Genomic DNA, 24,737 nt, shown 5'->3' on the forward strand with positions numbered 1-24,737 from the left:
TCTGTCCCTCCATTCCACCCCTCTTTTTCTCCTGGTTTGTGGGGGAGAGGGGGGCAAAGGCCGGGGGGTATCGGGGGCGGGGGGTTTGGGTCTCCCGGCTCCCACCTGGCAGGCCCCGCACCTCACCGGGGCGGGTCAGAGCTGCTGTTGCCGGATCAGGTCCTCGATCGACTCCGTGGGCACCTGACCCTGGGGGGTCAGCTTGTCGACGGCCTGCGGCAGTACCTGAGCGATCTCGTTCGCGGCCTGCTCAGGGGAGACTCCGGCCTCCTCGGCGACTTGCCGGAGGGTGTCGTCGGGCAGCGCCTGCTTCAGCTGCTCGCCGGTCACCTCCTTGTTCTCGCCGGTGCCGACCCAGGACTGGGTCTGGTCGACGAGTCCGGCCTTGGTCAGTCCCTCCAGCAGGCCGGACAGCGGGTTGCCGCCGCCCGCGCCGCCCTTGCTCGTGAGGGCGCCGAGGAGTGCGGCCAGGATGTTGCCTCCGCCGCCGGCGCCGGATGAGCCGCCCTGCTGACCGCCGCCCAGCAGACCGCCGAGAAGGCTGCCCAGATCGTTACCCGCCATGGTCGTGCCTTTCGCGTGAGGGACCGGGCCCGCGCACCACGCCGGACCGCGGACCGCGGACCATGCCAATGTCACCCGAATCGCTTTCTGTCGCCACTTGGGCCGATTGGGGGTTGTTCAGCCCTGAACGGCCGGGCGCGGGTCCCCTTGCACGGGGGTCGGCAGGTGCCGTGCCTCGGGGGAGGCCCGTATGAAGCGTTCAGGTGCGCTGCTCACTCTTCTCTCCGGGCTGCTGCCCGCCCTGTTCATGCTGTCGCTCAACGTGGCGACTCGGACGAGCAGTCCGTCGTACGGAGGGGATGCGCCCGGCGCGACGGCGTCCTCCCCCACGCAGCCCTCCCCCACAAGCTCCGGCTCGCCGTCCCGCGGCCCCGGACGAGAAGCCGGACGGCACCCGGGACGGGAAGCCGCCGCCGAAGTCGTCGTGACGCAGCCGCGGAGCGGCACCTCCAAGGCCTCCTCGGCGGTCTGCACCCACTCGGGCCGCACGGTCGCGGAGGTGGCGGACGGCACGATCAACTGCCCCTGCCACGGCAGCAAGTACCGCGTGGCGGACGCCTCGGTCGCCGACGGGCCCGCCCCGCGCCCGCTGCCCGAGGAGAAGACCACGGTCACCGGAAATTCGATCACCCTGGGCCGACCCGGCGTCGTACGCTCCCCGCATGCACCCCCAGGACCTGGTACGCGACCACACGGTCTACTCCTGCGTGATGGGCTCGCGCGCCTTCGGCCTGGCCACGGACGGCAGTGACACCGACGTCAGGGGCGTCTTCCAGGCCCCCACCCCGCTGTTCTGGCGCTTCGACAAGCCGCCGGCCCATGTGGAGGGGCCCGCCGACGAGCAGTTCAGCTGGGAGCTCGAGCGCTTCTGCGAGCTCGCGCTGCGCGCCAACCCGAACGTCCTGGAGTGCCTGCACTCCCCGCTCGTGGAGCACGTCACGGAGACCGGCCGCGAGCTGCTGGCCCTGCGCGGCGCGTTCCTCTCCCGCCAGGCCCACGACACCTTCGCCCGCTACGCGCTGGGCCAGCGCAAGAAGCTGGACGCGGACGTGCGGAGCCACGGCGCCCCGCGCTGGAAGCACGCGATGCACCTGCTGCGGCTGCTGACGTCCTGTCGCGACCTGCTGCGCACCGGCGAACTGACCATCGACGTCGGCGAGCTGCGCGAGCCGTTGCTCGCCGTCAAACGGGGCGAGCTCCCCTGGGAACGGGTCGAGTCCTGGATGGACCGGCTGGCCGACGAGAGCGACCGGGCGGCGGTGCGCAGCCCGCTCCCCGCCGGGCCCGACCGGGAGCGGGTCGCCGACTTCCTGTTCCGCGCGCGCCGGGCGTCAGCCCTGCGGCTCCTGGAGCCGGGCGCGGACGACGAGGTCGTGCAGGGCGTCGTAGGCGGTGTGGACGGACGGCAGCGCTGAGTCCGCCTGCGCCCGGTCCAGGACGGCGTGCAGCCGCTCCACGTCGGCGGCCACGCGCGCGCGGCCGACCTCGGCGCCGCCGTGCTCGGCCGCGCTCTTGGCGGCGACGAGCTCCGGCAGATACGCGGGGGCGGCCACTTCCCCGACGAGCGTGGGCAGATGGGCGACCACGGCACCGCTGCGCATCAGGTGGATGCCGGTGAGCAGCACGCGGAAGGTGTAGAGCAGCGGCTTGAGCTCGCCGTTCTTCTCGAAAAGCCGCCACTGGGTGGTGGCGAACCCCCGGTAGTGGTGGGCGTGGTGGCTGGTGAGCACGGTGGGGGCGAGCGCGACGAGCTCCTCGTGCGTCGCGGTGGTGTGCACCACGAGCGGGGAGAGCAGCTGCTCCAGGACGTAGCCGTTGTGCCGCAGCATGAGGCGGACGAACTTGCGCAGGTCGTGCGTGACGAGGTCCAGCTCGGCCCCGTCCCGCACCCACATCTTCGACCGGGTCTCCTCCGGCTCCCTGAGCCCCACCAGGTCGGCCACCGGCAGCAGGTGCGCGCCGCGCAGGTCCACGTCCGAGTCGCGGGACGGGAAGCCGTACAGGTGCGCTCCGGAGACCGTCGCGAAAAGCAGCGGATCGCTCTGCTCGGCGACGACGCCGGTGAGGTCGATGTCGAGGTCGGGGCCCAGGTCCACTGTCATGCCTCAAGCGTCCCAGAGGGCTCCGAACTCCTGGAGCTCGACCCGGTGTTCGATCCGTCCGGTCCACTCGGCGGGCCAGGCGTCCGCCCCGAGGTGGGCGCCGGCGAAGGCGCCGGCCAGGCATGCGATCGAGTCCGAGTCCCCCGACGTGCAGGCGGCCCTGCGCAACACGGTGACCGGCTCGTCGACGAACATCAGGAAGCAGAGCAGCCCGGTGGCGAACGCCTCCTCGGCGATCCAGCCCGCACCGGTGGCGAGGCAGGGGTCGGTCTCCGGGTTGGCGTGCTTCAGCGCGGCCTCCAGGCGCTCCAGAACGGCCAGGCACTCGTCCCAGCCCCGTGCGATGAACGCCCGCGGCGTCGGGTCCCCGCCCCGCGTCCACAGTTCGCCGAGCCAGCGCTCGTGGTAGGTCTCGCGGTGGTCGTACGCGTAGGAGCGCAGCAGCCCGACCAGGCCGGTCGGCTCGGTTCCCGCGGCGAGCAGCCGCACGGCGTGCGCGGTGAGGTCGGAGGCGGCCAGCGCCGTCGGGTGGCCGTGGGTGAGCGCGGACTGCAGCTGCGCGGCGCCCGCGCGCTGTTCGTCGCTCAGGCCGGGGACGAGCCCGAGGGGCGCGACCCGCATGTTGGCGCCGCAGCCCTTGGAGTGCACCTGGCTCGCCTCCTCCCACGGCCTGTCGGTCTTGAGCAGGGAGCAGGCCTTGAGGCAGGTGTTGCCGGGCGCCCGGTTGTTCTCGGGCGACTGGTACCAGTCCACGAATTCCTCGCGCAGCGGCCGCTCCAGGCGCCGCGGGCCGAGCGGCCCGCGGTCCATGGCGGTGCGCAGCCCCCGGGCGAGCGCGAGCGTCATCTGGGTGTCGTCCGTGATGAAGGCCGGCTTCGGCAGCTCCATCTCCTGCCAGGGCCCGCACTTCTTGAGGATCGAGGGCACGTCGTTGAACTCGGTCGGGAAGCCGAGCGCGTCCCCGAGGGCGAGGCCGAGGAGGGATCCGGTGGCGGCGTTCTTCATCGGGACTGTCCTTCCGGGGCGGGGCGGAGCAGGGGCGGGTGCAGGGCGCTGGCGGTGCCGGCCCGGAAGAGGGCCGCGGGTTTGCCGCGCCCGCCGGTCAGGCGTGCCGCGCCGGGGACGGCCTCGACGAGCCCGGCCGTGCCGACGACCTTGCGGCGGAAGTTGGCGGGGTCGAGCTCGGCGCCCCACACCGCTTCGTAGACCTGGCGCAGCTCGCCGAGGGTGAACTCGGGGGCGCAGAAGGCGGTGGCGAGCCCGGTGTACTCGAGCTTGGCGCCGACCCGGTCATGGGCGTCGGCGAGGATCCGGTCGTGGTCGAAGGCGAGCGGGCGGTACGTCGCCGGGCTGTACGGCAGCCAGGCCGCGCGGGCCGCGTCGCCGCCCCCGTGGACCTCCGGCGGGTCGGGGACGAGCGCCGCGAACGCGACGGAGACGACCCGCATGCGCGGATCGCGGTCCGGTGCGCTGTAGGTGCGCACCTGCTCCAGGTGCAGCCGCCGCACGTCCGCGATGCCGGTCTCCTCGGCGAGCTCGCGTCCCGCGGCCTGTTCGGCCGACTCCTCGGGGAGCACGAAGCCGCCGGGCAGGGCCCAGCGCCCCCCGTACGGCTCCTGGCCGCGTTCGACGAGCAGCACGTGCAGCGCGCCGTCCCGGATGGTGAACACGGCGAGGTCCACGGTGACGGCAAAGGGCTCGAAGGCGTGCTTGTCATACCCCTGCATGCGCAACCACCCCCCTCTCTTTATGGTCTCGATGACTATAAAGAGAGGGGGGTGGCCCACGCAAGGGATTCTGCGGGGCGGACCCCGCAGAGCCCGCGGAGACTGCCTAGAGGTCGACTTCCTTCATCAGCATGCCGACCTCGGTGTTGGAGAGCCGCCGCAGCCAGCCGGACTTCTGGTCGCCCAGGGTGATCGGCCCGAAGGCCACCCGCACCAGCTTGTCGACCGGGAAGCCGGCCTCGGCGAGCATGCGCCGCACGATGTGCTTGCGGCCCTCGTGCAGGGTCACCTCGACCAGGTAGTTCTTGCCGGTCTGCTCGACGACGCGGAAGTGGTCCGCCTTCGCGTACCCGTCCTCCAGCTGGATGCCGTCCTTGAGCTGCTTGCCCAGGTCACGCGGGATCGGGCCCACGATGTGCGCGAGGTAGACCTTCTTCACGCCGTACTTGGGGTGGGTCAGCCGGTGCGCGAGCTCGCCGTGGTTGGTGAGCAGGATGACGCCCTCGGTCTCGGTGTCGAGCCGCCCCACGTGGAACAGCCGCGTCTCACGGTTGGTCACGTAGTCGCCGAGGCACTGACGGCCCTCGGTGTCCTCCATGGTGGAGACGACACCGGCGGGCTTGTTCAGGACGAAGAACTGGTACGACTGCGTGGCCACGGTCAGGCCGTCGACCTTGACGACGTCCTTCTCCGTGTCGACGCGCATGCCCTGCTCGAGCACGATCTCGCCGTTGACCTCGACACGGGCCTGGTCGACCAGCTCCTCGCAGGCACGCCGCGAGCCGTAGCCGGCCCGGGCCAGCACCTTCTGGAGCCGCTCGCCCTCCTGCTCGGCGCCGGGGAAGGTCTTGGGGAGGTTCACCTTCGGCTTGCCCGCGTACCGCTCGCGGTTGCGCTCCTCGGCCCGCGCCTCGTACTCGCGCGAGGTCGCCGGGACCCAGCGCCCACGGCCCTGCGCAGGCTGCTGCCCACGCTTGGGTCCGCCCTTGGCGCCGCCGCGCGCCGATGCGCCGCGGCCCGACTTCGGGCCGTTCTGGGAGCCGCCGGGGCCCACGTCGTAGCGCCGCTCCTCGGGACGCGGCTTCTTCGGGCGGTCGCTGCCCGGCTTGTCGTCACGCCGGTCGTCCCGCCGGTCGTCACGCCTGTCATCGCGGTTGTTGCCGGCGCCGCGGTGGTTACCGCGGCCGCCGCCACTCCCGCCGCGGCCGCCGCTGTTGCCACCACGGCTCCCGCCGTTGTTTCCGCTGCTGTTCCTGCCGCTGCTGCTTCGCATCAAATTTCCGTTAGTCGGCTGTGTGCTCGGTGTACTCGGCACCGGGCGCATCGGGCGCGTCCGGGTCGAACGACGGAACCCCTTCCAGCGTGTCCGCCTCGATCGCGTCCGCCTCGGGGAGGAAGGGCGCGAGCTCGGGGAGCTCGTCCAGGCCGCGCAGGCCCATCCGCTCCAGGAAGTAGTTCGTCGTCCTGTACAGGATCGCACCTGTTTCGGGTTCCGCGCCCGCCTCCTCCACCAGACCCCTCTGGAGCAGGGTGCGCATCACGCCGTCACAGTTCACCCCGCGGACCGCGGAGACCCGCGAACGGCTGACCGGCTGGCGGTACGCGACGACCGCGAGGGTCTCCAGAGCCGCCTGGGTGAGCCGCGCCTGCTGCCCGTCCAGGACGAAGCCCTCCACGGCGGCGGCGTACTCGGGGCGCGTGTAGAACCGCCACCCGCCCGCCACCAGCCGCAGCTCGAAGCCCCGCTTCTGCACCGTGTACTCGTCGGCGAGCTCCCGCAGCGCGTCGGCGACCTGGCGCCGGGGCCGCTGCAGGATCTTCGCGAGGTGCTCCTCGGTGGCCGGCTCGTCGACGACCATCAGGACCGCCTCCAGGGCGGGCCGCAGCTCCAGCCCGGCCACGGGCCCGGCCGGCTCCCCCACGGGGCTCTGCTCGCTCACGCCTTCTCCTCCATCGGCTCGGGGGCCCGGTCGAACTCGTCGGTCACGGCCGGCGCCTCCGCGCCGTCCCCGCCGGTCCACCGGACCATCAGCTCGCCCAGGGCGTCCTCCTGGTCCAGGGCGACGGCCTTCTCCCGGTAGAGCTCCAGGAGGGCCAGGAAGCGGGCGACGACCGTGAGGGTGTCCCCCGCGTCCTCGACGAGGACCTGGAAGCTGACCTCGCCCCGCTCGCGCAGCCGGGCGACCACGAGAGTGGCCTGCTCCTGCACGGAGACCAGCGGGGCGTGGATGTGCTCGACGTAGACCTGCGGCTTGGCGCGCGGCTGCATGGCCTTCACTGCGAGCTTGGCGAAGCCCTCCGCGCCGATGCTGATGACGACCTCGGGCAGCAGCTCGGCATGGTGCGGCTCCAGGCCCACGGTCCGGGGGTAGCGCCGCGCCTCCTCCTCCAGGCGTTCGCTGAAGATGTCCGCGATGCGCTTGTACGCGCGGTACTGCAGCAGCCGCGCGAAGAGCAGGTCACGGGCTTCGAGCAGCGCCAGATCGGCTTCGTCCTCGACCTCGGCGGCGGGCAGCAGCCGGGCCGCCTTGAGGTCGAGCAGCGTGGCGGCGACGACCAGGAACTCCGTCGTCTGGTCCAGGTCCCAGTCGGCGCCCATGGCCCGGATGTGGGCCATGAACTCGTCGGTCACCTTGGAGAGCGCGACCTCGGTGACGTCCATCTTGTGCTTCGAGATCAGCTGGAGCAGCAGGTCGAAGGGCCCTTCGAAGTTCGCGAGCCGGACCTTGAACCGCCCGTCGTCGGGCTCGGCGGGCGCGGCGGCCCCGGTGGGTGCCTCTCGCTCGGGCTCGGCGGGCTCTTCCGGAGCCACGGCCGCCGTCGGCTCCGCGGGTACGGGCTCCGCGGGTACGGGCTCCGCGGCTGCCTGCTCCGGCGCCGCCCCGGGCCCACGGCCCAAGGTGCGGCGTCTGCCGGACGGGGGCGGTGCGGAGTAGTCGTTCGTGGCCATCAGGCGGGAACGCTACCCCTACCGCCCGCGCAACCGTCGTACGAGAATGCTCGCGTCCCCGCGGGACTCCAGGTCGGCCAGGACGACGGCGACCGCCTCGCGCACGATCCGCCCGCGGTCGACCGCGAGCCCGTGCTCGCCGCGCAGCACCAGGCGCGCGTGTTCGAGGTCCATCAGCTCCTCGGCGGAGACGTACACGGTGATCTTCTCGTCGTGCCGCTCGCGCCCGCTGGGCCGCCGGTTGGCCGCCCGCGCCCGGCGCCGCGCCTGCGCGGTCGAGGAGCCGCCGGACTTGCCGCCGCCCTGACCGGCAGAACCTTCCTGCGCCTCCGGCGAGCGGCGTCCCGCGCCCTTCTCACCCTCGGCGCCGGCCGCCCTGGTGCGTGACTCGGCGCCCGCCTCCGCGTCGGTGGCCGCGTGTTCGGCGGGCTCACCGCCCTCGCCCTGCGCCGCCGTGTCCTCGGCCGCCGCCGCGCTCTCGTCGCTCTCGCCCGCCGGAGCGGGCACCCGCGCCTCGCCGTTCGCGGGGCGCCGCGGGGACGACGACTGCAGCGCCATCCCACCGGTCGTGCGGAACAGTTCGTCGGCCCCGGGCAGACTCACTCGGCGTGACACCGGGCGAGCACCTCCCTGGCGAGCTGGCGATAGGCGGCCGCGCCGACCGAGTTGGAGGCGTACGTGGTGATCGGCTCACCGGCGACCGTGGTCTCCGGGAAGCGGACCGTGCGCCCGATGACCGTGTGGTAGACGTGATCGTCGAAGGCCTCGACCACGCGCGCGAGCACCTCACGGCTGTGCACCGTGCGGGAGTCGTACATGGTCGCGAGGATGCCGTCGAGCTCCAGGTCGGGGTTGAGCCGCTCCTGGACCTTCTCGATCGTCTCGGTCAGCAGGGCCACACCGCGCAGCGCGAAGAACTCGCACTCGAGCGGCACGATCACCTTGTGGGCCGCCGTCAGGGCGTTCACGGTGAGCAGGCCGAGCGAGGGCTGACAGTCGATCACGATGTAGTCGTAGTCCTGCATGAGCGGCTTCAGGGCGCGCTGCAGCGTGGACTCGCGCGCGACCTCGCTCACCAGCTGGACCTCGGCCGCGGACAGGTCGATGTTGCTGGGCAGCAGGTCCATGTTCGGGACCGCCGTCTTCAGGAGCACCTCGTCCGCGGACATGCCGCGCTCCATGAGGAGGTTGTAGACCGTGAGGTCCAGCTCCATCGGGTTGACCCCGAGGCCCACGGAGAGGGCGCCCTGCGGGTCGAAGTCGACGAGCAGGACACGGCGTCCGTACTCCGCGAGGGCGGCACCCAGGTTGATGGTCGACGTGGTCTTGCCGACGCCACCCTTCTGGTTGCACATCGCGATGATCTTCGCGGGACCATGATCGGTCAGCGGGCCCGGGATCGGGAAGTACGGCAGCGGGCGTCCCGTCGGGCCGATGCGCTCGCGGCGCTGACGGGCCGCGTCCGGCGCGAGCGTGGCCGCGTACTCCGGATCGGGCTCGTACTCGGCGTCGGGGTCGTAGAAGTGCCCCTGGGGCAGTTCCTCGTAGTCGGCGAGGTGGGTGTGGGTGTTATCGCCACTCCGGTCGCCGGCCATGGCGTTCACGTGATGGCCATCCATGCTCTGGGGTGCTGACTGTGTCGGCTGGGGGCCCTGCCGGGCCTCGAAGGTGCGGACAGCGACCGAGCCGACGGCCTCGAGCCCCACGGGTCCTTGGCCCCGCTCAGAGGTTCCTGGTTGACCACCCCCGGGAGCAAATGTCGACTCATTCACAAGTCGTCTTACCTCCTTGGTGACCAGGAAATTTCTCGATAGGTCAGCGTGGCACCATGCCGACGGTTGGCGACTCTATGGCGTGTCACCGGTCCACAGCAACACAATCCGCCGTACCCGGCCCGATGTGTCGGCAACAGAACACCCTTGTGTCAAGGGTGTGCGGCTCGCCATCGCCACGTTTCGGGGGTGGGCGAAACGGTTAAAGGGTTACGTTCACGGCCAGTTGAGCGTGTCCACACTGATACGCATACGGCCGGACCCCTCTCAAGGTCCGGCCGCGGGCGTGAGATTGACGACTTTCGTTGACGAAAGTGTCGGAGACCGACCGGAGTCGGTCACCTGAGTCAGCCGAGGAGCGACTCCAGCTCGATGTGCTCGAGACCGTGGGCCTCGGCGACCTCCTTGTAAACGACCTTGCCGTCATGGGTGTTGAGACCCAGGGCGAGCGCCGGGTCGCGGCGCAGGGCCTCGGCCCAGCCACGGTTCGCCAGCTCCACGATGTACGGCATCGTCGCGTTGGTCAGGGCGTACGTCGAGGTGTTCGGGACGGCGCCGGGCATGTTGGCGACGCAGTAGAAGACCGAGTTGTGGACCGGGAAGGTCGGCTCGGCGTGCGTGGTGGCGTGCGAGTCCTCGAAGCAGCCGCCCTGGTCGATCGCGATGTCGACAAGGACACTTCCCGGCTTCATGCGCGAGACGAGCTCGTTGGTGACCAGCTTCGGGGCCTTGGCGCCCGGGATGAGGACGGCCCCGATGACGAGGTCGGCCTCGATGCAGGCCTTTTCCAGCTCGAAGGCGTTGGAGACGACGGTCTGGATCTTCGTGCCGAAGATCTTGTCGGCTTCCTTGAGCTTGTTGATGTCCTTGTCGAGCAGGGTCACGTGGAAGCCCATGCCGATGGCGATCTGCGCGGCGTTCCAGCCGGAGACGCCGCCGCCGATGACGACCGCCTTGCCCGCGGCCACGCCGGGGACGCCGCCCGGCAGGACACCGCGGCCGCCGTTGGCGGCCATCAGGTGGTAGGCGCCGACCTGCGGGGCGAGCCGGCCCGCGACCTCGGACATCGGGGCGAGCAGCGGGAGGGCGCGGTTGGCCGTCTCCACGGTCTCGTACGCGATGGCGGTGGTGCCCGACTCCAGGAGCGCGTCGGTGCACTCCTTGGACGCGGCCAGGTGCAGGTAGGTGAAGAGGGTCTGGTCCTTGCGAAGGCGGTGGTACTCCTCCGCGATCGGCTCCTTGACCTTCAGGAGCAGGTCCGCGGTGGCCCAGACCTCATCGGCGGTGTCCAGGATCCTGGCGCCCGCCGAGACGTACTCGGCGTCCGTGATCGAGGAGCCGACGCCGGCGTTCCGCTCGATGACGACCTGGTGGCCGTGGCGCACCAGCTCGTGCACACCGGCGGGGGTGATGGCCACCCGGAACTCGTTGTTCTTGACCTCGCGGGGGATGCCGACCTTCATCGTCGATCACGGTCCTTGGCTCAGGGGATTTTTCGGGCAATGCGACACAGACCGGTGCGCGTGGGGGCGCAACGGGGGACGCCACGGAGGTACGCGGCGGAGCCAGTCTAATGAAGGATTTCCTGCTGTCTAGCCTTCCAATACTTCAATCTTCCGCAGATGCACTACGGATTTCGCAGGCGGAAGGCTCCGCTCCACCATTTGTTTCAAGCCTCGGGCTCTGCGAGAGCTCTGTTCCCAGCATGCGCTCGGCCGCGCCCCTGTGCAGCCGGGCCGCGGCGGGGTCGCCGAGCCGCTCCAGGGTGTCGGCGAGCCGGAGCTGCAGCGCCGCCTGCAGGCGTACGTCCTTGGCGTGCCGCGCCCACTCGACGGCCTCCTGGCAGGTGCGCAAGGACTCCTCGGGCCGCCCCGCGTACTCCTGCACGCGGGCCATCTCGCTCAACGCCCGCGCCTGGGCGGCCACATCGCCGTTCTTGCGGTGCCCGGTGACCGCCGAGCTCCAGTTGCGCAACGCCTCGCCGTACCGGCCCGCGTAGGTGTGCACCGCGCCGATCCGGCCGTACAGCCGGGCGGCGTCCGCGCGCTCCCCCCGGGCGAGCCGGTGGGCCAGCGCCCTGCCGAACCAGTCGGAGGCCCGCGGCCAGTCCCCCAGCTCCTGGTGGGCGCCGCCTACGGATTCCATCGCGCGACCGGTGGCGTAAGGGTCCCCGGCGGCCCGTCCCGCGTCCAGCGCGGCCCGGTAGCGGACCAGCGCGTCCTCGGTGCGCCCGGTCCGCGCGTCCAGGTCGGCGAGGTTGAGCAGCGCCGCGGCCTGCTCGCGCGGCAGGTCGCGCCGCTCGGCCACGTCCAGGACCAGCTGGTGGATGCCGTACAGCTCGGGGGCCGCGTCCTCCGTGCCGCGGTGCGCGACCAGGGCCCGGGTCAGGGCGGCCATCAGGCGCCGCGCGAGGGTGTCGAGCTCCCCGTCGGCCACCGCGAGCCGGGCGGCGGCGAGCAGCGCCGGCTGGCGGATCCGCAGCCACTCGGCGGCGGCACGCGGGCTGGGGAAGCGCAGGGCCCTCGGCAGCCCGGCGAGCTTCTTGCGGGCCGCGGAACCGTCCGGCTCCGTGACCGCCCGGCAGGACTGCAGCAGGCGCACGGTCCGCTCCAGCATCCGGGCCCTGGCCAGCTGCACCTCGGCGGGACGGTCCTGGCTCTCGGTGCGGGCCCGCAGCAGCGGCACCAGGCAGCCCGGCACCTCGTACTGCGGCAGCGGGGAGTCCACGGCCCGGACGAGCCCGAGCGCGACGAAGTCGTCGAGCGTGGTCCGCGCGGCGGAGACCGAGCAGCCGGCGAGCGCGGAGGCGGTGTGCGGGTCGACGTGGCCGGCCGGGGCGAGGGAGAGGAAGCGCAGTATCCGCGCGGCGGGCGCGGGCAGCGAGGCGTAGGTGTGCGTGAAGACACGGGCGAGGGCCGAGCCCTCGTCGGGCAGGTCGTGCACCTGCTTGGCGAGGTCGGCGACGGCGGCCTTGGGCCGCACCGCGAGCCAGCCGCCCGCCAGCACGAGCGCCGCGGGATGGGCCGCGCACGCCTCGACCAGGGACTCCGCGGAGCGCGGGTCGACGGTGATGCGGACGGGCCCCGCAGCGCGGGCCAGGAGCTCCACGGCGGCCGGCTTGTCCAGGCCCCCGAGCGTGCACGGCCGGACGTCGGGGATGCCGGTGAGCGGGCCGTCGGACACCGCGACGACCAGGCAGTCGGGGGCGTCGGGGAGGAGCGGGTCGACCTGTTCGGCGTCCGCCGCGTCGTCGAGGAGGAGCAGTGCCCTGCGCGCCGAGAGCGCCTGCCTGAGGATCTCCGCGAGGTCGTCCTCGCCCGCTCCCGCGGGTGCGGGCACGTCCAGCGCGTCCAGGAGTTCGCGGGCGGTGCGCTCGGTGGGCACCTGGCTGCCGTCGGGTTCCGTGAGACGGGCGCGCACCACTCCGTCGGGGTAGTCGCCGGCGAGCTGCCGGGCGAGTTCCTCGGCGATCGAGGTGCGGCCCGAACCTGGGCGGCCCGCGACGAGCAAGACGCGCGCGCGGGGCGCCTTGCGTCCCGAGAGGGTGTCCAGCCCCGCCCGGTCGATGTCGGCGCGGAGCTCCTTCAATTCGCGGCGCCTGCCCACGAACTGAGCCCTTGTCGACTCCAACGAGGCACTCGCGGGGGACGGCACCGCGCCACCCGCCGCCGCACCGTCCGTGTCGACCGCCTGATCCGTCACGGGCCACGCTCCCGTCCGCCTGCGCACGAACCCGCCGGGACTCCGGGCGGGACGCTTTCAGAGCCTAGTTCAGGCCCTGCCGCTCTCATGGACGCGCAGCGCGCACAGGTCGCCCGATCGGATCAGTAGATCGTCACACCGGAACGCTTCGGGGGCCCTCAGGCCTCGAAGGGGCGGGCGGGCCAGGGCGCCTCGGCCGGGCGCAGCGCGTCGAGACCGTCGCCCTGCCGGGCGGCGTGCAGCGAGAGGGCGCCGACCACCAGGCAGTTGTTGTGCAGCTCGCCGGCGAGGACACCGCGCACGAGCTCGTCGAGCGGCACCCGGGCGAGCTCCATGTCGGACTCCTCCTCGGAGACCTCGAAACGCTCGCCCTCGGCCTCGGAGAGGTCACGGGCGAGGAAGACGCGCACGGCCTCGTCGCAGCCGCCGGGGGTGGTGTAGACGTCGGTGAGGACGCGCCAGTCCTCGGCCTTGACGTGCGCCTCCTCGTAGAGCTCGCGCTGGGCGGCGTGCAGCGGGTTCTCGCCGGGGATGTCGAGCAGGCCCGCCGGGATCTCCCAGAGCTTGTGCCGGACGGGGTGGCGGTACTGGCGGATGACCAGGACGCGGTCCGCGTCGTCGAGCGCGAGGACGGCCACCGAGCCGGGGTGGACCTGGTAGTCGCGGCGGACGACGGACCCGTCGGGCATGACCACGTCGTCGGTACGGACGGAGGTCTTGTTCCCCACGAACGGGGTGGCCGTCGCCGTGACCTGCCACTCCTCGGCGGTGTCCTTGATCGTCATGTCGCCCTGTCCTCCCACACGTGCAAACAGAAACCGGGGCACGCGCCTCAAAAGGCGCGCACCCCGGCAACCGTATCGCTCCGGTGTTACTTGGCGGTCTTCGCGCCCGCCTTGCGCTCGCCCTGCTGGCGCTCGACGGCCGCCTTCACCAAGCCGGCGAAGAGCGGGTGCGGGCGGGTCGGGCGCGAGCGCAGCTCCGGGTGGGCCTGGGTGGCCACCAGGTAGGGGTGGACCTCGCGCGGGTACTCGACGTACTCGACGAGCTTCCCGTCCGGGGAGGTGCCGGAGAACTGGATCCCGGCCTTCTTCTCCAGGTCGGCGCGGTAGGCGTTGTTCACCTCGTAGCGGTGACGGTGGCGCTCCTCCACGTACTCCTTGCCCTCGTACACCTCGCGCACGATGGAGCCCTCGGCGAGCTTGGCCGGGTACATGCCGAGCCGCATCGTGCCGCCCATGTCGCCCTCACCGGCGACGATGTCGAGCTGCTCGGCCATGGTGGAGATCACGGGGTGGGCGGTGGCCGCGTCGAACTCCGTGGAGTTGGCGTCGGGGATGTCCGCGAGGTTGCGGGCGGCCTCGACCACGATGCACTGCAGGCCCAGGCAGATGCCGAGCAGCGGCAGCTTGTTCTCGCGGGCGTACTGGATCGCGCCGATCTTGCCGTTCACGCCTCGGTCGCCGAAGCCGCCGGGGATCAGGACCGCGTCGACGTCGCCGAGCTGCTTCTTGGCTCCCGCCGGGGTCTTGCAGTCGTCGGAGGTGACCCACTTGACCTTGACGCGAGCCTTGTTGGCGAAGCCGCCGGCGCGCATCGCCTCGGTGATCGAGAGGTAGGCGTCGGGCAGGTCGATGTACTTGCCGACGAGCGCGACGGTGACCTCGTGGTCGGGGTTGTGCACCCGGTCCAGCAGGTCGTCCCACTGGGTCCAGTCGACGTCGCGGAACGGCAGGTCGAGCTTGCGCACGACGTAGGCGTCCAGGCCCTCGGTGTGCAGCACCTTGGGGATGTCGTAGATCGACTTGGCGTCGATGGCGGCGACCACGGCGGCCTCGTCGACGTCGCACATCAGCGAGATCTTGCGCTTGATCGCGGTCGGCACCTCGCGGTCGGCGCGCAGCACGATGGCGTCCGGCTGGATACCGATGTTGCGCAGGGCGGCCACCGAGTGCTGGGTGGGCTTGGTCTTCAGCTCGCCGGAGGGGCCGATGTACGGGAGCAGCGAGATGTGCACGACGAAGACGTTGTCGCGGCCGACCTCGTGGCGGACCTGGCGGACGGTCTCCAGGAACGGCAGCGACTCGATGTCGCCGACCGTGCCGCCGACCTCGGTGATGACGACGTCGACGTCGTCGGTCGCCATCCGGCGGATGCGGTGCTTGATCTCGTTGGTGATGTGCGGGATGACCTGGACGGTGTCGCCGAGGTACTCGCCGCGCCGCTCCTTGGCGATCACCTGGGAGTAGACCTGGCCCGTGGTCACGTTCGCGGAGCCGTCGAGGTCGACGTCGAGGAAGCGCTCGTAGTGGCCGATGTCCAGGTCGGTCTCGGCGCCGTCGTTGGTGACGAACACCTCGCCGTGCTGGAAGGGGTTCATCGTGCCCGGGTCGACGTTCAGGTACGGGTCGAGCTTCTGCATGGTGACGCGAAGACCGCGGGCCTTCAGGAGCGCACCCAGGCTGGAGGCAGTCAGACCCTTGCCGAGGGAAGAGGCGACACCCCCGGTGACGAAGATGTGCTTGGTCGTCGTGGATTTGGGCTGCATAGCCAAAGGGGGGCTCCCGTGGTCGCGGTCTGGAGGGTGCGTACCGGCGCTCCCACCAGGGATTCGGGGAGGTGCCGTCGCTGCGGTTCGGGGGTTCTATGACCACCGGCTCACGGGCTACCAGGGTATCAGCGACGCGGCAGGCATGCTTCCGGCCACGCTCCGCCACCGGCCGCACACCACTGGGTCACCGTACGGGCACGCCCCCGATTTTCTCGCCCGCACCCCCTCCCACCTGGCGCTCACCCGTTCGGCGGAGCCTCGTTGCCGGGAGGGGCGCGCGGATCACCAACGTGCGTCGTATCCTGCTCGGACACTCGCTGCCGAGCCCCCATCCGGCACACGGCTCCATCCCGCCCTGCACCCGGAACAAGCGCTCGTCAACGATCACTTGACCGCTGATCAGTAAGCGCCCCGCGGGGCGAACGTGGCCGTTCGACTGGAGATGCACGTGGCCGGGCGCATCGAGGACTACGCACTCATCGGAGACATGCAGACCGCTGCCCTGGTCTGCCGCGACGGCACAGTCGATTGGCTGTGCCTGCCGCGCTTCGACTCCCATGCCGTATTCGCCGCCCTCTTGGGCACCGACGAGCACGGCTTCTGGCGCTTGGGGCCCGCGCACAGTCCGGACGCGCAGCCTCCGGCTGCCACGCGCCGCACCTATCGCGGCGACTCGCTGGTGCTCGAGTCGGAGTGGGACACACCGCGCGGCACGGTCCGCGTGATCGATTTCATGCCGCCCCGCGACACCGACGCGCCGCAGCTGGTGCGCATCGTCGAGGGCGTCAGCGGGCGCGTGCCGATGCGCTCCGCCCTGCGGATGCGGTTCAGCTACGGCCGGGTCGTGCCCTGGGTGCACAAGGTCGACGGGCGCACCGTGGCCGTCGCGGGGCCCGACTCCGTATGGCTGGACACGTCCGCCGAGACCTTCGGCAAGGACCTCACGACGTACTCGGACTTCACGGTCGCGCCGGGTGAGCGGATCGCGTTCACCATCTCGTGGCAGCCCTCGCACAAGGACCAGCCCGCCCTGCCGGAGCCCGAGAACGCGCTGGTGGCGACGGAGGACTTCTGGCGGGAGTGGGTCGAGCACTGTACGTACCACGGCCCCTACCGCGAGGCGGTGATCCGCTCGCTGATCACGCTCAAGGCGCTGACGTACGCGCCGACCGGCGGGATCGTCGCGGCCCCGACCACCTCCCTGCCCGAGGACATCGGCGGCTCGCGCAACTGGGACTACCGCTTCACGTGGCTGCGCGACGCCGCGATCACCCTCTCCTCGCTGCTGCGCACCGGCTACCGCGAGGAGGCCCGCGCCTGGCGCGAGTGGCTGCTGCGCGCGGTCGCGGGCGACCCGGAGAACCTGCAGATCATGTACGGCATCGCGGGCGAGCGCGAGCTCGGCGAGACGGAGCTCGACTGGCTGCCCGGGTACGAGGGCTCGCAGCCGGTCCGCGCGGGCAACGGCGCGGCCAACCAGCTCCAGCTCGACGTGTACGGCGAGGTCACCGAGGCCCTGCACCTGGCGCACATGACGGGCCTGGCCCGCAGCGACTACGCCTCCCTGCTCCAGCTCAAGCTGATCCGCTACCTGGAGGACCACTGGGACGAGCCGGACGAGGGCATCTGGGAGGTGCGGGGACCGCGCCGCCACTTCGTGCACTCCAAGGTGATGGCCTGGGTCGCGGTGGACCGCACCATCAAGCTCATCGAGTCCGGTGACGCGGACGGCCCGCTGGAGAAGTGGCGCGAGCTGCGCGACGACATCCACCGGGACGTGTGCGAGAAGGGCTACGACAAGGAGCGGAACACCTTCACGCAGTCGTACGGCTCCAAGGAGCTGGACGCCTCGCTGCTGCTGATTCCGCAGATGGGCTTCCTGCCGCCCGACGACAAGCGGGTCATCGGGACGATCGAGGCGATCCAGCAGGAGCTGTCGACGTCGGACGGCTTCATCCTGCGCTACCCGACGTCCGGCGACGACGAGGGCGTGGACGGCCTGGAGGGCGACGAGGGCGCGTTCCTCGCCTGCTCGTTCTGGATGGCCGACGACCTCGCGATGATCGGCCGGGTCGACGAGGCCCGCAAGCTCTTCGAGAAGCTGCTCGCCCTCCGCAACGACCTGGGCCTGCTCGCCGAGGAGTGGGACCCGAGGCTGCAGCGCCAGGTCGGCAACTTCCCGCAGGCCTTCAGCCACGTGCCGCTGATCGACACGGCACTGCGGCTGACGGCTTCGGGGGCGTACGGAGGCTAGCGACTCCCCCTGCGCCGCTGCGGCGACGGGCCACCACCCGTCGCCGTGACGTACGCCACACTCGCCCGGTGTGCCCGCAAGTGGTGCGCGCGGGCGAGCAGTTGCCGGGCCGCCGGACCACCGCCGAGCGCGGTGACAGCGCCGTGATCGGCCGGAGATGTTCCCGGTACGCGCGCCCCGGTAGCGTCCGCGCCATGGACAGTCAGGGCACTCAGGGCGGCATCACCGTGCAACGCGCGCTGGAACTTCCGGGGTTGCGCAGTGGGCTCCCCGAGGTCGTGGCGGGCGCGGAGCGGCTGCAGCGGACGGTGCGGTGGGTGCACGCGGGCGAGGTGCCCAACATGGCCTCGCTGCTCAAGGGCGGCGAGCTGCTGCTCACCACCGGGCTCGGACTCGGCGCCCGCCCCGCCGAGCAGCGTGCCTTCGTGCGCAGGCTCGCCGAGCGGGGCATCGCGGCGCTCGTCGTCGAACTGGGCCCGCGCTTCACGCGGCTGCCCGCCGCGCTCGTGGAGACCGCGCGGGCCGCCGGGCTTCCGCTGGTGCAGCTGCACCGCGAGGTGCCCTTCGTGACGGTCACCGAAGAGGTGCACACCGAGATCGTCAACGGCCACTACGCGCTGCTGCAGCAGGCCGAGGAGGTCCACCGGCGCTGTACGGAGGCGCTGCTCGGCGGGGGCGGGATACCGCAGGTCCTCGCGATCCTCGCGGAGTTCAGCGCCAACCCGGTGTTCCTGGAGACGGCCGACGGACAGCTCCTGTACGCAGCCGGGGCGGACACCGAGTGCGCGGACCCGCTCCAGGTGTGGGAGGGACTGCGGGGCCGGGCCATCGACCGGGAGGGCCCGCCCGCGAACGCCGTCGTCGTGGACGTGCCGGGCGGCGGCCCCGGCGCGGGCTCGGTGCGGGCCCGGCTGGTGCTGCTGGCCGTGGAGTCGGCGCCGCAGCCGGTGCACCGCATCGCGGCGGAGCGGGCGGCGGGGAGCCTCGCGGTGGTGCTGATGCAGGCCCGCCAGGAGGAGGAGCTCGCGGCGCGCGGCCGGGGTGACTTCCTGACCGATCTCGCGGAGGGGCGGATCGCCGCCGAGGACGCGCCCGCGCAGGCGCGTGTCCTCGGCTTCCGGCCCGGCTCGGCGGGCGGCCCGCTCCTGCCGGTCGTGATGCGGCTGGCGGACGGCCTGCCGACCGGCGGCGGCTGGGCGGTCCTGGCCCGGGCGGTCGCCGAGGAGCTGGCGTCGGTGGGCGTGCCCGCGCTGCTCGGCGTACGCCCCGTGGAAGGCCGCGTACCCCTGCTGCTCGGCCTGCGGACGGAGTCCGAGCGGACCGCGGTGGCCGACCGGGTCGCCGCCGCGCTGCGGGCCGGCGTCGAGCGGGCGGGGATGCAGCGGCCCGGGGCGCAGCCGCCGGTCGTGGTGGTCGGGGTCGCGGGCGGCTGGGCGGCCGCGTCGGCGGGCCTGCGGCACGCGGCGGAGACGGCGACGGCCGCGCAGGGCCTCTCCGACCGCCCCTGGTACGACGCGCGGCGGCTCGACATCGACCTGCTGCTGTGGCGGCTGCACCGCCACGACGAGGACGGGGTCCTCGCGGCGTTCGTGGACCGGGCGATCGGCCCGCTGCGCGCCCACGACCAGCGCTCGAAGCCGCCGCTGCTGCCCACGCTGCAGACCTACCTGGCGCACGCGGGGCGCAAGGCGGAGACCGCGCGCGAGCTGCACCTGAACCGGCAGACCCTCTACAACCGCCTGGCCCGCATCAGCGAACTCCTCGGCACCGACCTCGACGACCCGCAGACGGTCCTCGCGCTGAGCCTGGCGCTGCGGGCCCGCAGGCACGTGGCGTAGCCGCCTCAGCTGTACGGCAGGGGCTGGGTCAACTCGTCGTAGACGCTGAGCACTTGGGTGACCGTCTCGTCCTCGGTCGGCCAGGAGGCGGCCTGGGCCTGCCCCTTGTCCTTGAGCTCGGTCCTGCGGACCGGGTCGGCGAGCAGGCGTACGACGGCGGTGGCGAGGGCCTGCGCGTCGCCGTACGCGACGAGCTCGGCCGCGTCGCCGACGAGTTCGGGGACCCCGCCGACCGCGGTCGCCACCAGCGGCACGCGCGCGTGCAGAGCCTCCTGCGCGAGCACCGAACGCGACTCCCAGCTGCTGGGCAGCACCGCCACGTCGGCGGCCGCGAGAAGGTCGGGCACGTCGTCCCGCCGCCCCACCAGACGGGCCGGGAGCTGCTCGTCCTCGATGCGGCCCTGCAGGGCGGCCCGTTCGGGCCCCTCCCCCGCGACGACGAGGAGCGGCAGCGGATCCAGGTGCCGCCAGGCACGCGTGGCGTCCAGGAGCACGTCGTATCCGCGGTGCCGTTCGAGGGCGCCGACGGCCAGGATCAACGGCCGGTCCACCGCACCGAGTTCGGCGCGGGCCTTGTGGAGCAGGCTGTCGGGCTCCTCGACGGTGTCCGGGCGGCGCGGCGCGGGCAGCGCGATGGCCGCGAGCCTGGCGTCGCGCGCTCCCCTCGTGCGGGCCCGCTCGACCAGGTCGGACGAGGCCCCGAGGACCACCGACGCGGCCTTGGCGACGCGCCGCTCCAGGAGTCGCAGCATCCGGGCACGGGCGCCGTCCGCGTGCGTGCGGGTGTGCCAGGTGACGACGAGCGGGGTACGGCGCCCGGTCAGGGCGAGGGCCGCGCGAAGGGCGGCGTGCAGTCCGTGCGCGTGTACGAGATCGGCGTCGGCGCAGGCGGCGCGGAGAGCGGCCACGGAGGCCGGGTCGCCGCTGCGGGGCACGGCGACGTGCCGGGCTCCGGTGCCGGTGAAGTCGTAGGCGAGGGCGGCCTCCTCGGGGGCGCACACGGTGACCCGCACCCCTCGGGCGGCGAGTCCCGCGGCCAGCGACCTGACGTGCGCGCTGCTGCCCGCGCTGCCACCTCCGAGGACTTGAACGGTGTGCAGCGGCGTCTGTCCGTGCGGCGAGTGGCTGCTCACGTGGCTCACGCGGCCGGGGCTCCTGGGTCTGCGTCGGTCGGTGCTCGGACTGGTACTCGGGCAGATGCTGCGCCAAGGATGCCAGTCCGCACGGCCGTTCCGGCACCGCTGAAAGGTCACTTCCGCATTTGGCCGGGCAACTCCGTGGGCGCAATCACCCACACGAGTGAGGGTTGCGTGCTTTGTACGTGGGGGTTGCGGCGGTCCGCCCGCCTTGGGCGGTGTGTTCGTCTTTCGTCTTCGTCTGCGGGTGTGGTGTGGCTGGTCGCGCAGTTCCCCGCGCCCCTGGGGTTCGGCTCTGGGGCGGGGTCGCGGGGGTATGTACGTACTCGCTATCCCTACGCCACGCCTCAAGAACAAAGACGCCACAGCCCGCTCGGTGCTCCGTGCGCACATACCCCCGCGCCCCCTCCGGCCGGTTGGGAGGCTGCCGGTCATCAGTGGTGGACAAGCCCCGCAGGGGCGAGTGGCCTTTAGGGGCGCCGGGAACTGCGCGACCAGCCACAACGAACCCGCACCCGCAAAGCGTCCGGCCCCCAGCGGCGGGTGGGCTTTTAGGGGCGCGGGGAACTGCGCGAGCGGCCACGACGGGCCCGCACCCGCCCACGCAGGGAGGAACCCACCCACCTAGAACCGCCCAAGGCCCAGGGGCCAGACCACGCGGGGAACTGCGCGACCAGCCACAACGAACCCGCACCCGCCCACGCAGGGAGGAACCCACCCACCCCGCACCGCCCAAGGCCCAGGGGCCAGAACCCCTACCCGTCCCCCCGAGCCGTCGCCAGCAGCTCCTCCGCGTGTGCGCGAGCCGTCTCCGAGTCCTCCTGTCCCGCCAGCATCCGCGAGAGCTCCCGCACCCGGTCCTCGCCCTCCAGGACCTGCACCCCGGAGCGCGTCACCATCCCGTCGTTCGTCTTCTCGACGAGCAGTTGACGGTCGGCGAAGGCCGCGACCTGCGGCAGGTGCGTGACGACCACGACCTGTGCCGACTTCGCGAGGCGCGCCAGGCGCCGTCCGATCTCGACCGCCGCCTTGCCGCCGACCCCCGCGTCGACCTCGTCGAAGAGGTACGTGGGAACGGGGTCCGTGCCGGCGAAGACCACCTCGACGGCGAGCATCACACGCGACAGCTCACCGCCCGATGCCCCCTTGGCGATGGGCCGGGCGGGCGCGCCCGGGTGCGGGGCGAGGAGCAGTTCGACCTCGTCGACGCCCGCGGGCCCGTACGCGACCGTGCGCCCCCCGACCTCCACGCCGTCGCCCCCCTCGGGGACCTCCGTACTGCTGATGGCGATCGACACGCGCGCGTGGGGCATGGCGAGCGAGGCCAGTTCCTCGGTGACGGCCGCGGCGAACCGGGACGCCGCTTCCTCGCGCGCGTCGGTCAAGGACTGCGCGAGTCCGGCGAGTTCGCCGCGCAGCGCGTCCCGCTCGGCGGTGAGCTCGCCCAACCGGTCGTCGTCGCCCTCGAGTTCGGTGAGGCGCTCGACGCTCTCCTCGGCCCAGGCGAGGACGGTGTCGATGTCGGCGCCGTACTTCCGGGTGAGCTGGGTCAGCGAGGCCCTGCGCTCCTCGACCGCGGCGAGCCGCAGCGGATCGGCGTCGAGGTCGTCGGCGTACCCGGCGAGCTCCCCCGCCACGTCGCCCAGCAGGATCCCGATCTCGCCGAGCCGGTCGGCGAGCGCGGACAGGGCGGGGTCGTGGGACCGTACGGCGTCCAGGGCCCGGGAGGCGACGGCGACCAGCGCGGTGGCGTCGACGCCCTCGGGGTCCTCGGGGTTGCCGGCGAGCGCGACGTGCGCGGACGTGGCGGCGGAGGCGAGGGCCTCCGCGTGGCCGAGCCGTTCGGCCTCGGCGGCGAGTTCCGTGTCCTCGCCCGCGCGCGGTTCGACGCCCCCGATCTCCTCGAGGCCAAAGCGGAGCAGGTCGGCTTCCTGGGCCCGTTCACGCGCGCGGGTGGTGATCTCCTCCACCTCGACGGTGACGGCCCGCAGCCTGCGGTACGCGGCGGTGTACTTGGTGAGCGGCACGGCGACCGCGTCGCCCGCGTACCGGTCGAGGGCGGCGCGCTGCCTGGCGGGCTTGAGCAGGCCCTGCTGGTCGGTCTGGCCGTGTACGGCGACGAGGTCGTCGGCGAGTTCGGACAGCAGGCCCACGGGGACGGAGCGCCCTCCGAGGTGCGCGCGCGAGCGTCCTTCGGCCGAGACGGTCCGGCTGATCAGCAGCGCCCCGTCGTCGAGTTCCGCACCCGCTTCCTCCGCACGCACGACCGCGGAGGCGCCGGGAGGCACGGCGATGCGCCCCTCCACCACCGCCGACTTCGCGCCGATCCGCACCAGGGCGGGGTCCGCGCGCCCGCCGAGCAGCAGCCCAAGGCTCGTGACCACCATCGTCTTGCCCGCTCCGGTCTCACCCGTCACGGCGGTGAACCCTGGCGACAGCTCGACGACCGCGTCGTCGATGACTCCGAGCGACCGTATCCGCATCTCCTCCAACACGCACCTGACCATACGAGGTTTCCCCGGTGCACCGCGACGTCACCCCTGTGTTGGGCGGTGAAGGCGCAGGTTGGCGACCGGACGGAAAGCCGGGTGTCACTCTCCGAGGGGACCCGCGGGAAGGCCGTCCCGTACCCGTCGGCCACCTTGTGCGGGGTGGGGATATCCCCCGCACGACCCACCGGCCCACCGCATGGTGCGTACCGCCATCCCGGTACGACCATGATCCACATGACAACAGGACTGGCATGGGCCGCGCTGCGGGCGCACCGCCCGGCATTCGTGGGCACGGCGGTGGCCGCGCTCTTCGCGTCGACGGTGGTGAGCGCGTCGACGATGATGCTCGCGACGACGAGCACCGACCGCGCAGACCTCCCCGGCGGACTCCCGGCCGCGGCCCGGCGGCAGATCACGGAGAACGGCGTGGGCGACATGGCGCTCGTCCTGCTGCTCGGCTCGGTCTACATGTCGATCTTCGTGGTCGTCTCGACGATGGGCACGGCCGTCGCGCAGCAGCACCGCGAACTGGCGATGGTGCGCTGCATCGGCGCGAGGCCCCGTCAGATCCGCCGTGCGGTGGCGGTCCAGGCGCTCGCCGCGTCGGTCCCCGCGGCGCTGGTCGGCTTCGTCCTCGGCGGCTTCGGCGCCCGCTGGTGGCACGCCGGCATGGTCGAGAACGGGCTGCTCCCCGCCGAGGCCGCCTTCCGCTTCAGCTGGCTCGCCCTGCCGGTCTGCGTGGGCGTCGCCGTGGTGACGACGACGGTCGCGGCCCTCCTCTCGGCGCTGCGCTTCTCGTTGCTGCGCCCGGCCCGCGCCCTGTCCGAGGCGGCGACGGGCCGCCGCGGCCTCGGCGTCCTGCGGGCGCCGCTCGGCATCCTCGCGGTCGCGGGCGCCTGTGCCGTCGCGGTGCTCCTGTCCGAGCAGCCCGCGGACGAGGCGGGCGAGGGCGCGTTCCTCGTCCTCATCCTCTTCTGCGTCGGTGCGGGGCTGCTCGGTCCGCGCCTGATCGGCCCCGCGGCCCGGGTGGTCTCGGCGCTGGTCGGCCGGTTCGGCGGCCCGAGCGCGCGCCTCGCGATGCTCAACGTCCGCTCGCAGCCCCGCCGCTTCTCCGCCGCGGTCGTCCCCCTGATCCTGGTCGTGGGCTTCGGCCTGACCAAGATCGGCCTGCACACGACCGCCCAGCACCGCACGGGATCGGCGGGCGGCCGGGGCGAGGTCTGGCTCGACTACGTGGGGACGGGGCTGTACGCGGGCTTCGCCGCCATCGCCGCGGCGAACACCCTCGCCATGATCTCGTTCGAGCGCCGCCGCGACATCGGGCTGCTGCGGGTCGTCGGCAGCGGTCGGGCCCAGGTGGGGGCCATGGCGGCCTGGGAGGCCGTGGTCGTGGCCGGTACGGCGCTGCTGCTCGGCGGCGCGATCGCGCTCGGCACGCTGGCGCCGATCCTGAGCACGGCCTTCGGCTCGGCGCTGCCGTATCTGCCGTGGACCGTGCCGGCCGGGCTCGTGACGGGCACGCTGCTGCTGACCCTGCTGGCGACCGGGATCCCCGTGCGCGCCGTGCTGCGCGAGCGGGCGATCAGCGTGATCGCCGCGACCTGAGCGGACCCCCGCCGTGCCGGGACGAGAGGATACGGCGAACGGGA

General features: G+C 72.6%; 20 protein-coding genes. 5 read left to right on the forward strand and 15 right to left on the reverse strand.

Translation table 11 applies throughout. The features are described 5' to 3' along the window. Positions 1–135: 135 nt before the first annotated feature. On the reverse strand, positions 136–639 hold the full coding sequence (locus tag ACZ592_RS23035; protein WP_471583461.1) for a YidB family protein: 504 nt from the start codon (positions 637–639) through the stop codon (positions 136–138). Between the two features lie 172 nt (positions 640–811). Between ACZ592_RS23035 and ACZ592_RS23040 the strand changes: the two genes are divergently transcribed. After that, positions 812–1,315 carry a Rieske (2Fe-2S) protein gene (locus ACZ592_RS23040; protein ID WP_471583516.1) on the forward strand — a complete coding sequence of 168 codons (504 nt, stop codon included), beginning with the start codon at positions 812–814 and terminating at the stop codon, positions 1,313–1,315. Then, entirely contained in the window at positions 1,227–1,979 is a 753-nt protein-coding gene (locus tag ACZ592_RS23045) for a nucleotidyltransferase domain-containing protein (RefSeq protein ID WP_471583462.1), read from the forward strand. Before ACZ592_RS23040 ends, ACZ592_RS23045 begins: the two co-directional genes overlap by 89 nt. Here the strand turns inward: ACZ592_RS23045 and ACZ592_RS23050 are convergent. The 12 genes from ACZ592_RS23050 to ACZ592_RS23105 all read right to left on the reverse strand — a co-directional run bounded on the left by ACZ592_RS23050 (position 1,896) and on the right by ACZ592_RS23105 (position 15,365). Then, positions 1,896–2,666: a nucleotidyltransferase domain-containing protein gene (locus tag ACZ592_RS23050; RefSeq protein WP_471583463.1), complete on the reverse strand. Its 771-nt coding sequence runs from the start codon at positions 2,664–2,666 to the stop codon at positions 1,896–1,898. The two genes, ACZ592_RS23045 and ACZ592_RS23050, sit on opposite strands and share 84 nt — an antisense overlap. A gap of 3 nt (positions 2,667–2,669) precedes the next feature. Next, on the reverse strand, positions 2,670–3,671 hold the full coding sequence (locus tag ACZ592_RS23055; RefSeq protein WP_471583464.1) for an ADP-ribosylglycohydrolase family protein: 1,002 nt from the start codon (positions 3,669–3,671) through the stop codon (positions 2,670–2,672). Then, a complete protein-coding gene (locus ACZ592_RS23060; RefSeq protein WP_471583465.1) occupies positions 3,668–4,393 on the reverse strand; it encodes an NUDIX hydrolase in 726 nt (241 codons plus the stop codon). The genes ACZ592_RS23055 and ACZ592_RS23060 overlap by 4 nt, the downstream gene beginning before the upstream one ends. 106 nt (positions 4,394–4,499) lie before the next feature. Next, positions 4,500–5,666, reverse strand: a complete 1,167-nt coding sequence (locus ACZ592_RS23065; protein WP_471583466.1) for a pseudouridine synthase — start codon at positions 5,664–5,666, stop codon at positions 4,500–4,502. Positions 5,667–5,676: 10 nt separating this feature from the next. Beyond that, positions 5,677–6,333, reverse strand: coding sequence for an SMC-Scp complex subunit ScpB (gene scpB, locus ACZ592_RS23070; RefSeq protein ID WP_471583467.1), 657 nt, complete (start codon positions 6,331–6,333; stop codon positions 5,677–5,679). Then, entirely contained in the window at positions 6,330–7,343 is a 1,014-nt protein-coding gene (locus ACZ592_RS23075; protein ID WP_471583468.1) for a segregation and condensation protein A, read from the reverse strand. Before ACZ592_RS23075 ends, scpB begins: the two co-directional genes overlap by 4 nt. Before the next feature lie 18 nt (positions 7,344–7,361). After that, positions 7,362–7,958, reverse strand: a complete 597-nt coding sequence (locus ACZ592_RS23080; RefSeq protein WP_471583469.1) for a hypothetical protein — start codon at positions 7,956–7,958, stop codon at positions 7,362–7,364. Further along, entirely contained in the window at positions 7,943–9,115 is a 1,173-nt protein-coding gene (locus ACZ592_RS23085) for a ParA family protein (protein WP_471583470.1), read from the reverse strand. The genes ACZ592_RS23080 and ACZ592_RS23085 overlap by 16 nt, the downstream gene beginning before the upstream one ends. 347 nt (positions 9,116–9,462) lie before the next feature. After that, the gene (ald, locus tag ACZ592_RS23090) at positions 9,463–10,578 is read right to left on the reverse strand and encodes an alanine dehydrogenase (protein WP_471583471.1); all 1,116 of its coding nucleotides are present in this window, start codon (positions 10,576–10,578) and stop codon (positions 9,463–9,465) included. Positions 10,579–10,723: 145 nt separating this feature from the next. Continuing rightward, positions 10,724–12,817 (reverse strand): tetratricopeptide repeat protein, encoded by a 2,094-nt coding sequence (locus ACZ592_RS23095; protein ID WP_471583472.1) that lies wholly within the window; start codon positions 12,815–12,817, stop codon positions 10,724–10,726. Positions 12,818–12,975: 158 nt separating this feature from the next. Further along, a complete protein-coding gene (locus ACZ592_RS23100; RefSeq protein ID WP_471583473.1) occupies positions 12,976–13,602 on the reverse strand; it encodes an NUDIX domain-containing protein in 627 nt (208 codons plus the stop codon). Positions 13,603–13,688: 86 nt separating this feature from the next. After that, positions 13,689–15,365, reverse strand: a complete 1,677-nt coding sequence (locus ACZ592_RS23105) for a CTP synthase (RefSeq protein WP_471583474.1) — start codon at positions 15,363–15,365, stop codon at positions 13,689–13,691. 445 nt (positions 15,366–15,810) lie between these two features. Here ACZ592_RS23105 and ACZ592_RS23110 point away from each other — a divergent pair, with 445 nt between their 5' ends. Continuing rightward, positions 15,811–17,622 carry a glycoside hydrolase family 15 protein gene (locus ACZ592_RS23110; protein ID WP_471583517.1) on the forward strand — a complete coding sequence of 604 codons (1,812 nt, stop codon included), beginning with the start codon at positions 15,811–15,813 and terminating at the stop codon, positions 17,620–17,622. 194 nt (positions 17,623–17,816) lie between these two features. Next, complete coding sequence (locus ACZ592_RS23115; RefSeq protein ID WP_471583475.1) at positions 17,817–19,460, forward strand: PucR family transcriptional regulator; 1,644 nt, start codon at positions 17,817–17,819, stop codon at positions 19,458–19,460. A 5-nt stretch (positions 19,461–19,465) separates the two neighbouring features. Here the strand turns inward: ACZ592_RS23115 and ACZ592_RS23120 are convergent, their stop codons facing one another. Both ACZ592_RS23120 and recN read right to left on the reverse strand, forming a co-directional pair. Beyond that, on the reverse strand, positions 19,466–20,602 hold the full coding sequence (locus ACZ592_RS23120) for a glycosyltransferase family 4 protein (RefSeq protein ID WP_471583476.1): 1,137 nt from the start codon (positions 20,600–20,602) through the stop codon (positions 19,466–19,468). Between the two features lie 749 nt (positions 20,603–21,351). Further along, on the reverse strand, positions 21,352–23,103 hold the full coding sequence (gene recN, locus ACZ592_RS23125; protein ID WP_471583477.1) for a DNA repair protein RecN: 1,752 nt from the start codon (positions 23,101–23,103) through the stop codon (positions 21,352–21,354). Positions 23,104–23,322: 219 nt separating this feature from the next. On the opposite strand from recN, the gene ACZ592_RS23130 reads away from it, so the two are divergent. Next, positions 23,323–24,693 (forward strand): FtsX-like permease family protein, encoded by a 1,371-nt coding sequence (locus ACZ592_RS23130; RefSeq protein WP_471583478.1) that lies wholly within the window; start codon positions 23,323–23,325, stop codon positions 24,691–24,693. Positions 24,694–24,737 lie beyond the last annotated feature (44 nt).

This window comes from Streptomyces sp. NPDC040622, assembly GCF_055593965.1.

Coding starts and splice junctions, on each gene's coding strand:
- ACZ592_RS23040 (WP_471583516.1), top strand. CDS start 812: ATGCTGTCGCTCAACGTGGCGACTCGGACGAGCAGTCCGTCGTACGGA.
- ACZ592_RS23045 (WP_471583462.1), top strand. CDS start 1,227: ATGCACCCCCAGGACCTGGTACGCGACCACACGGTCTACTCCTGCGTG.
- ACZ592_RS23050 (WP_471583463.1), bottom strand. CDS start 2,666: ATGACAGTGGACCTGGGCCCCGACCTCGACATCGACCTCACCGGCGTC.
- ACZ592_RS23055 (WP_471583464.1), bottom strand. CDS start 3,671: ATGAAGAACGCCGCCACCGGATCCCTCCTCGGCCTCGCCCTCGGGGAC.
- ACZ592_RS23060 (WP_471583465.1), bottom strand. CDS start 4,393: ATGCAGGGGTATGACAAGCACGCCTTCGAGCCCTTTGCCGTCACCGTG.
- ACZ592_RS23065 (WP_471583466.1), bottom strand. CDS start 5,666: ATGCGAAGCAGCAGCGGCAGGAACAGCAGCGGAAACAACGGCGGGAGC.
- ACZ592_RS23075 (WP_471583468.1), bottom strand. CDS start 7,343: ATGGCCACGAACGACTACTCCGCACCGCCCCCGTCCGGCAGACGCCGC.
- ald (WP_471583471.1), bottom strand. CDS start 10,578: ATGAAGGTCGGCATCCCCCGCGAGGTCAAGAACAACGAGTTCCGGGTG.
- ACZ592_RS23100 (WP_471583473.1), bottom strand. CDS start 13,602: ATGACGATCAAGGACACCGCCGAGGAGTGGCAGGTCACGGCGACGGCC.
- ACZ592_RS23105 (WP_471583474.1), bottom strand. CDS start 15,365: ATGCAGCCCAAATCCACGACGACCAAGCACATCTTCGTCACCGGGGGT.
- ACZ592_RS23110 (WP_471583517.1), top strand. CDS start 15,811: ATGCACGTGGCCGGGCGCATCGAGGACTACGCACTCATCGGAGACATG.
- ACZ592_RS23115 (WP_471583475.1), top strand. CDS start 17,817: ATGGACAGTCAGGGCACTCAGGGCGGCATCACCGTGCAACGCGCGCTG.
- recN (WP_471583477.1), bottom strand. CDS start 23,103: ATGGTCAGGTGCGTGTTGGAGGAGATGCGGATACGGTCGCTCGGAGTC.
- ACZ592_RS23130 (WP_471583478.1), top strand. CDS start 23,323: ATGACAACAGGACTGGCATGGGCCGCGCTGCGGGCGCACCGCCCGGCA.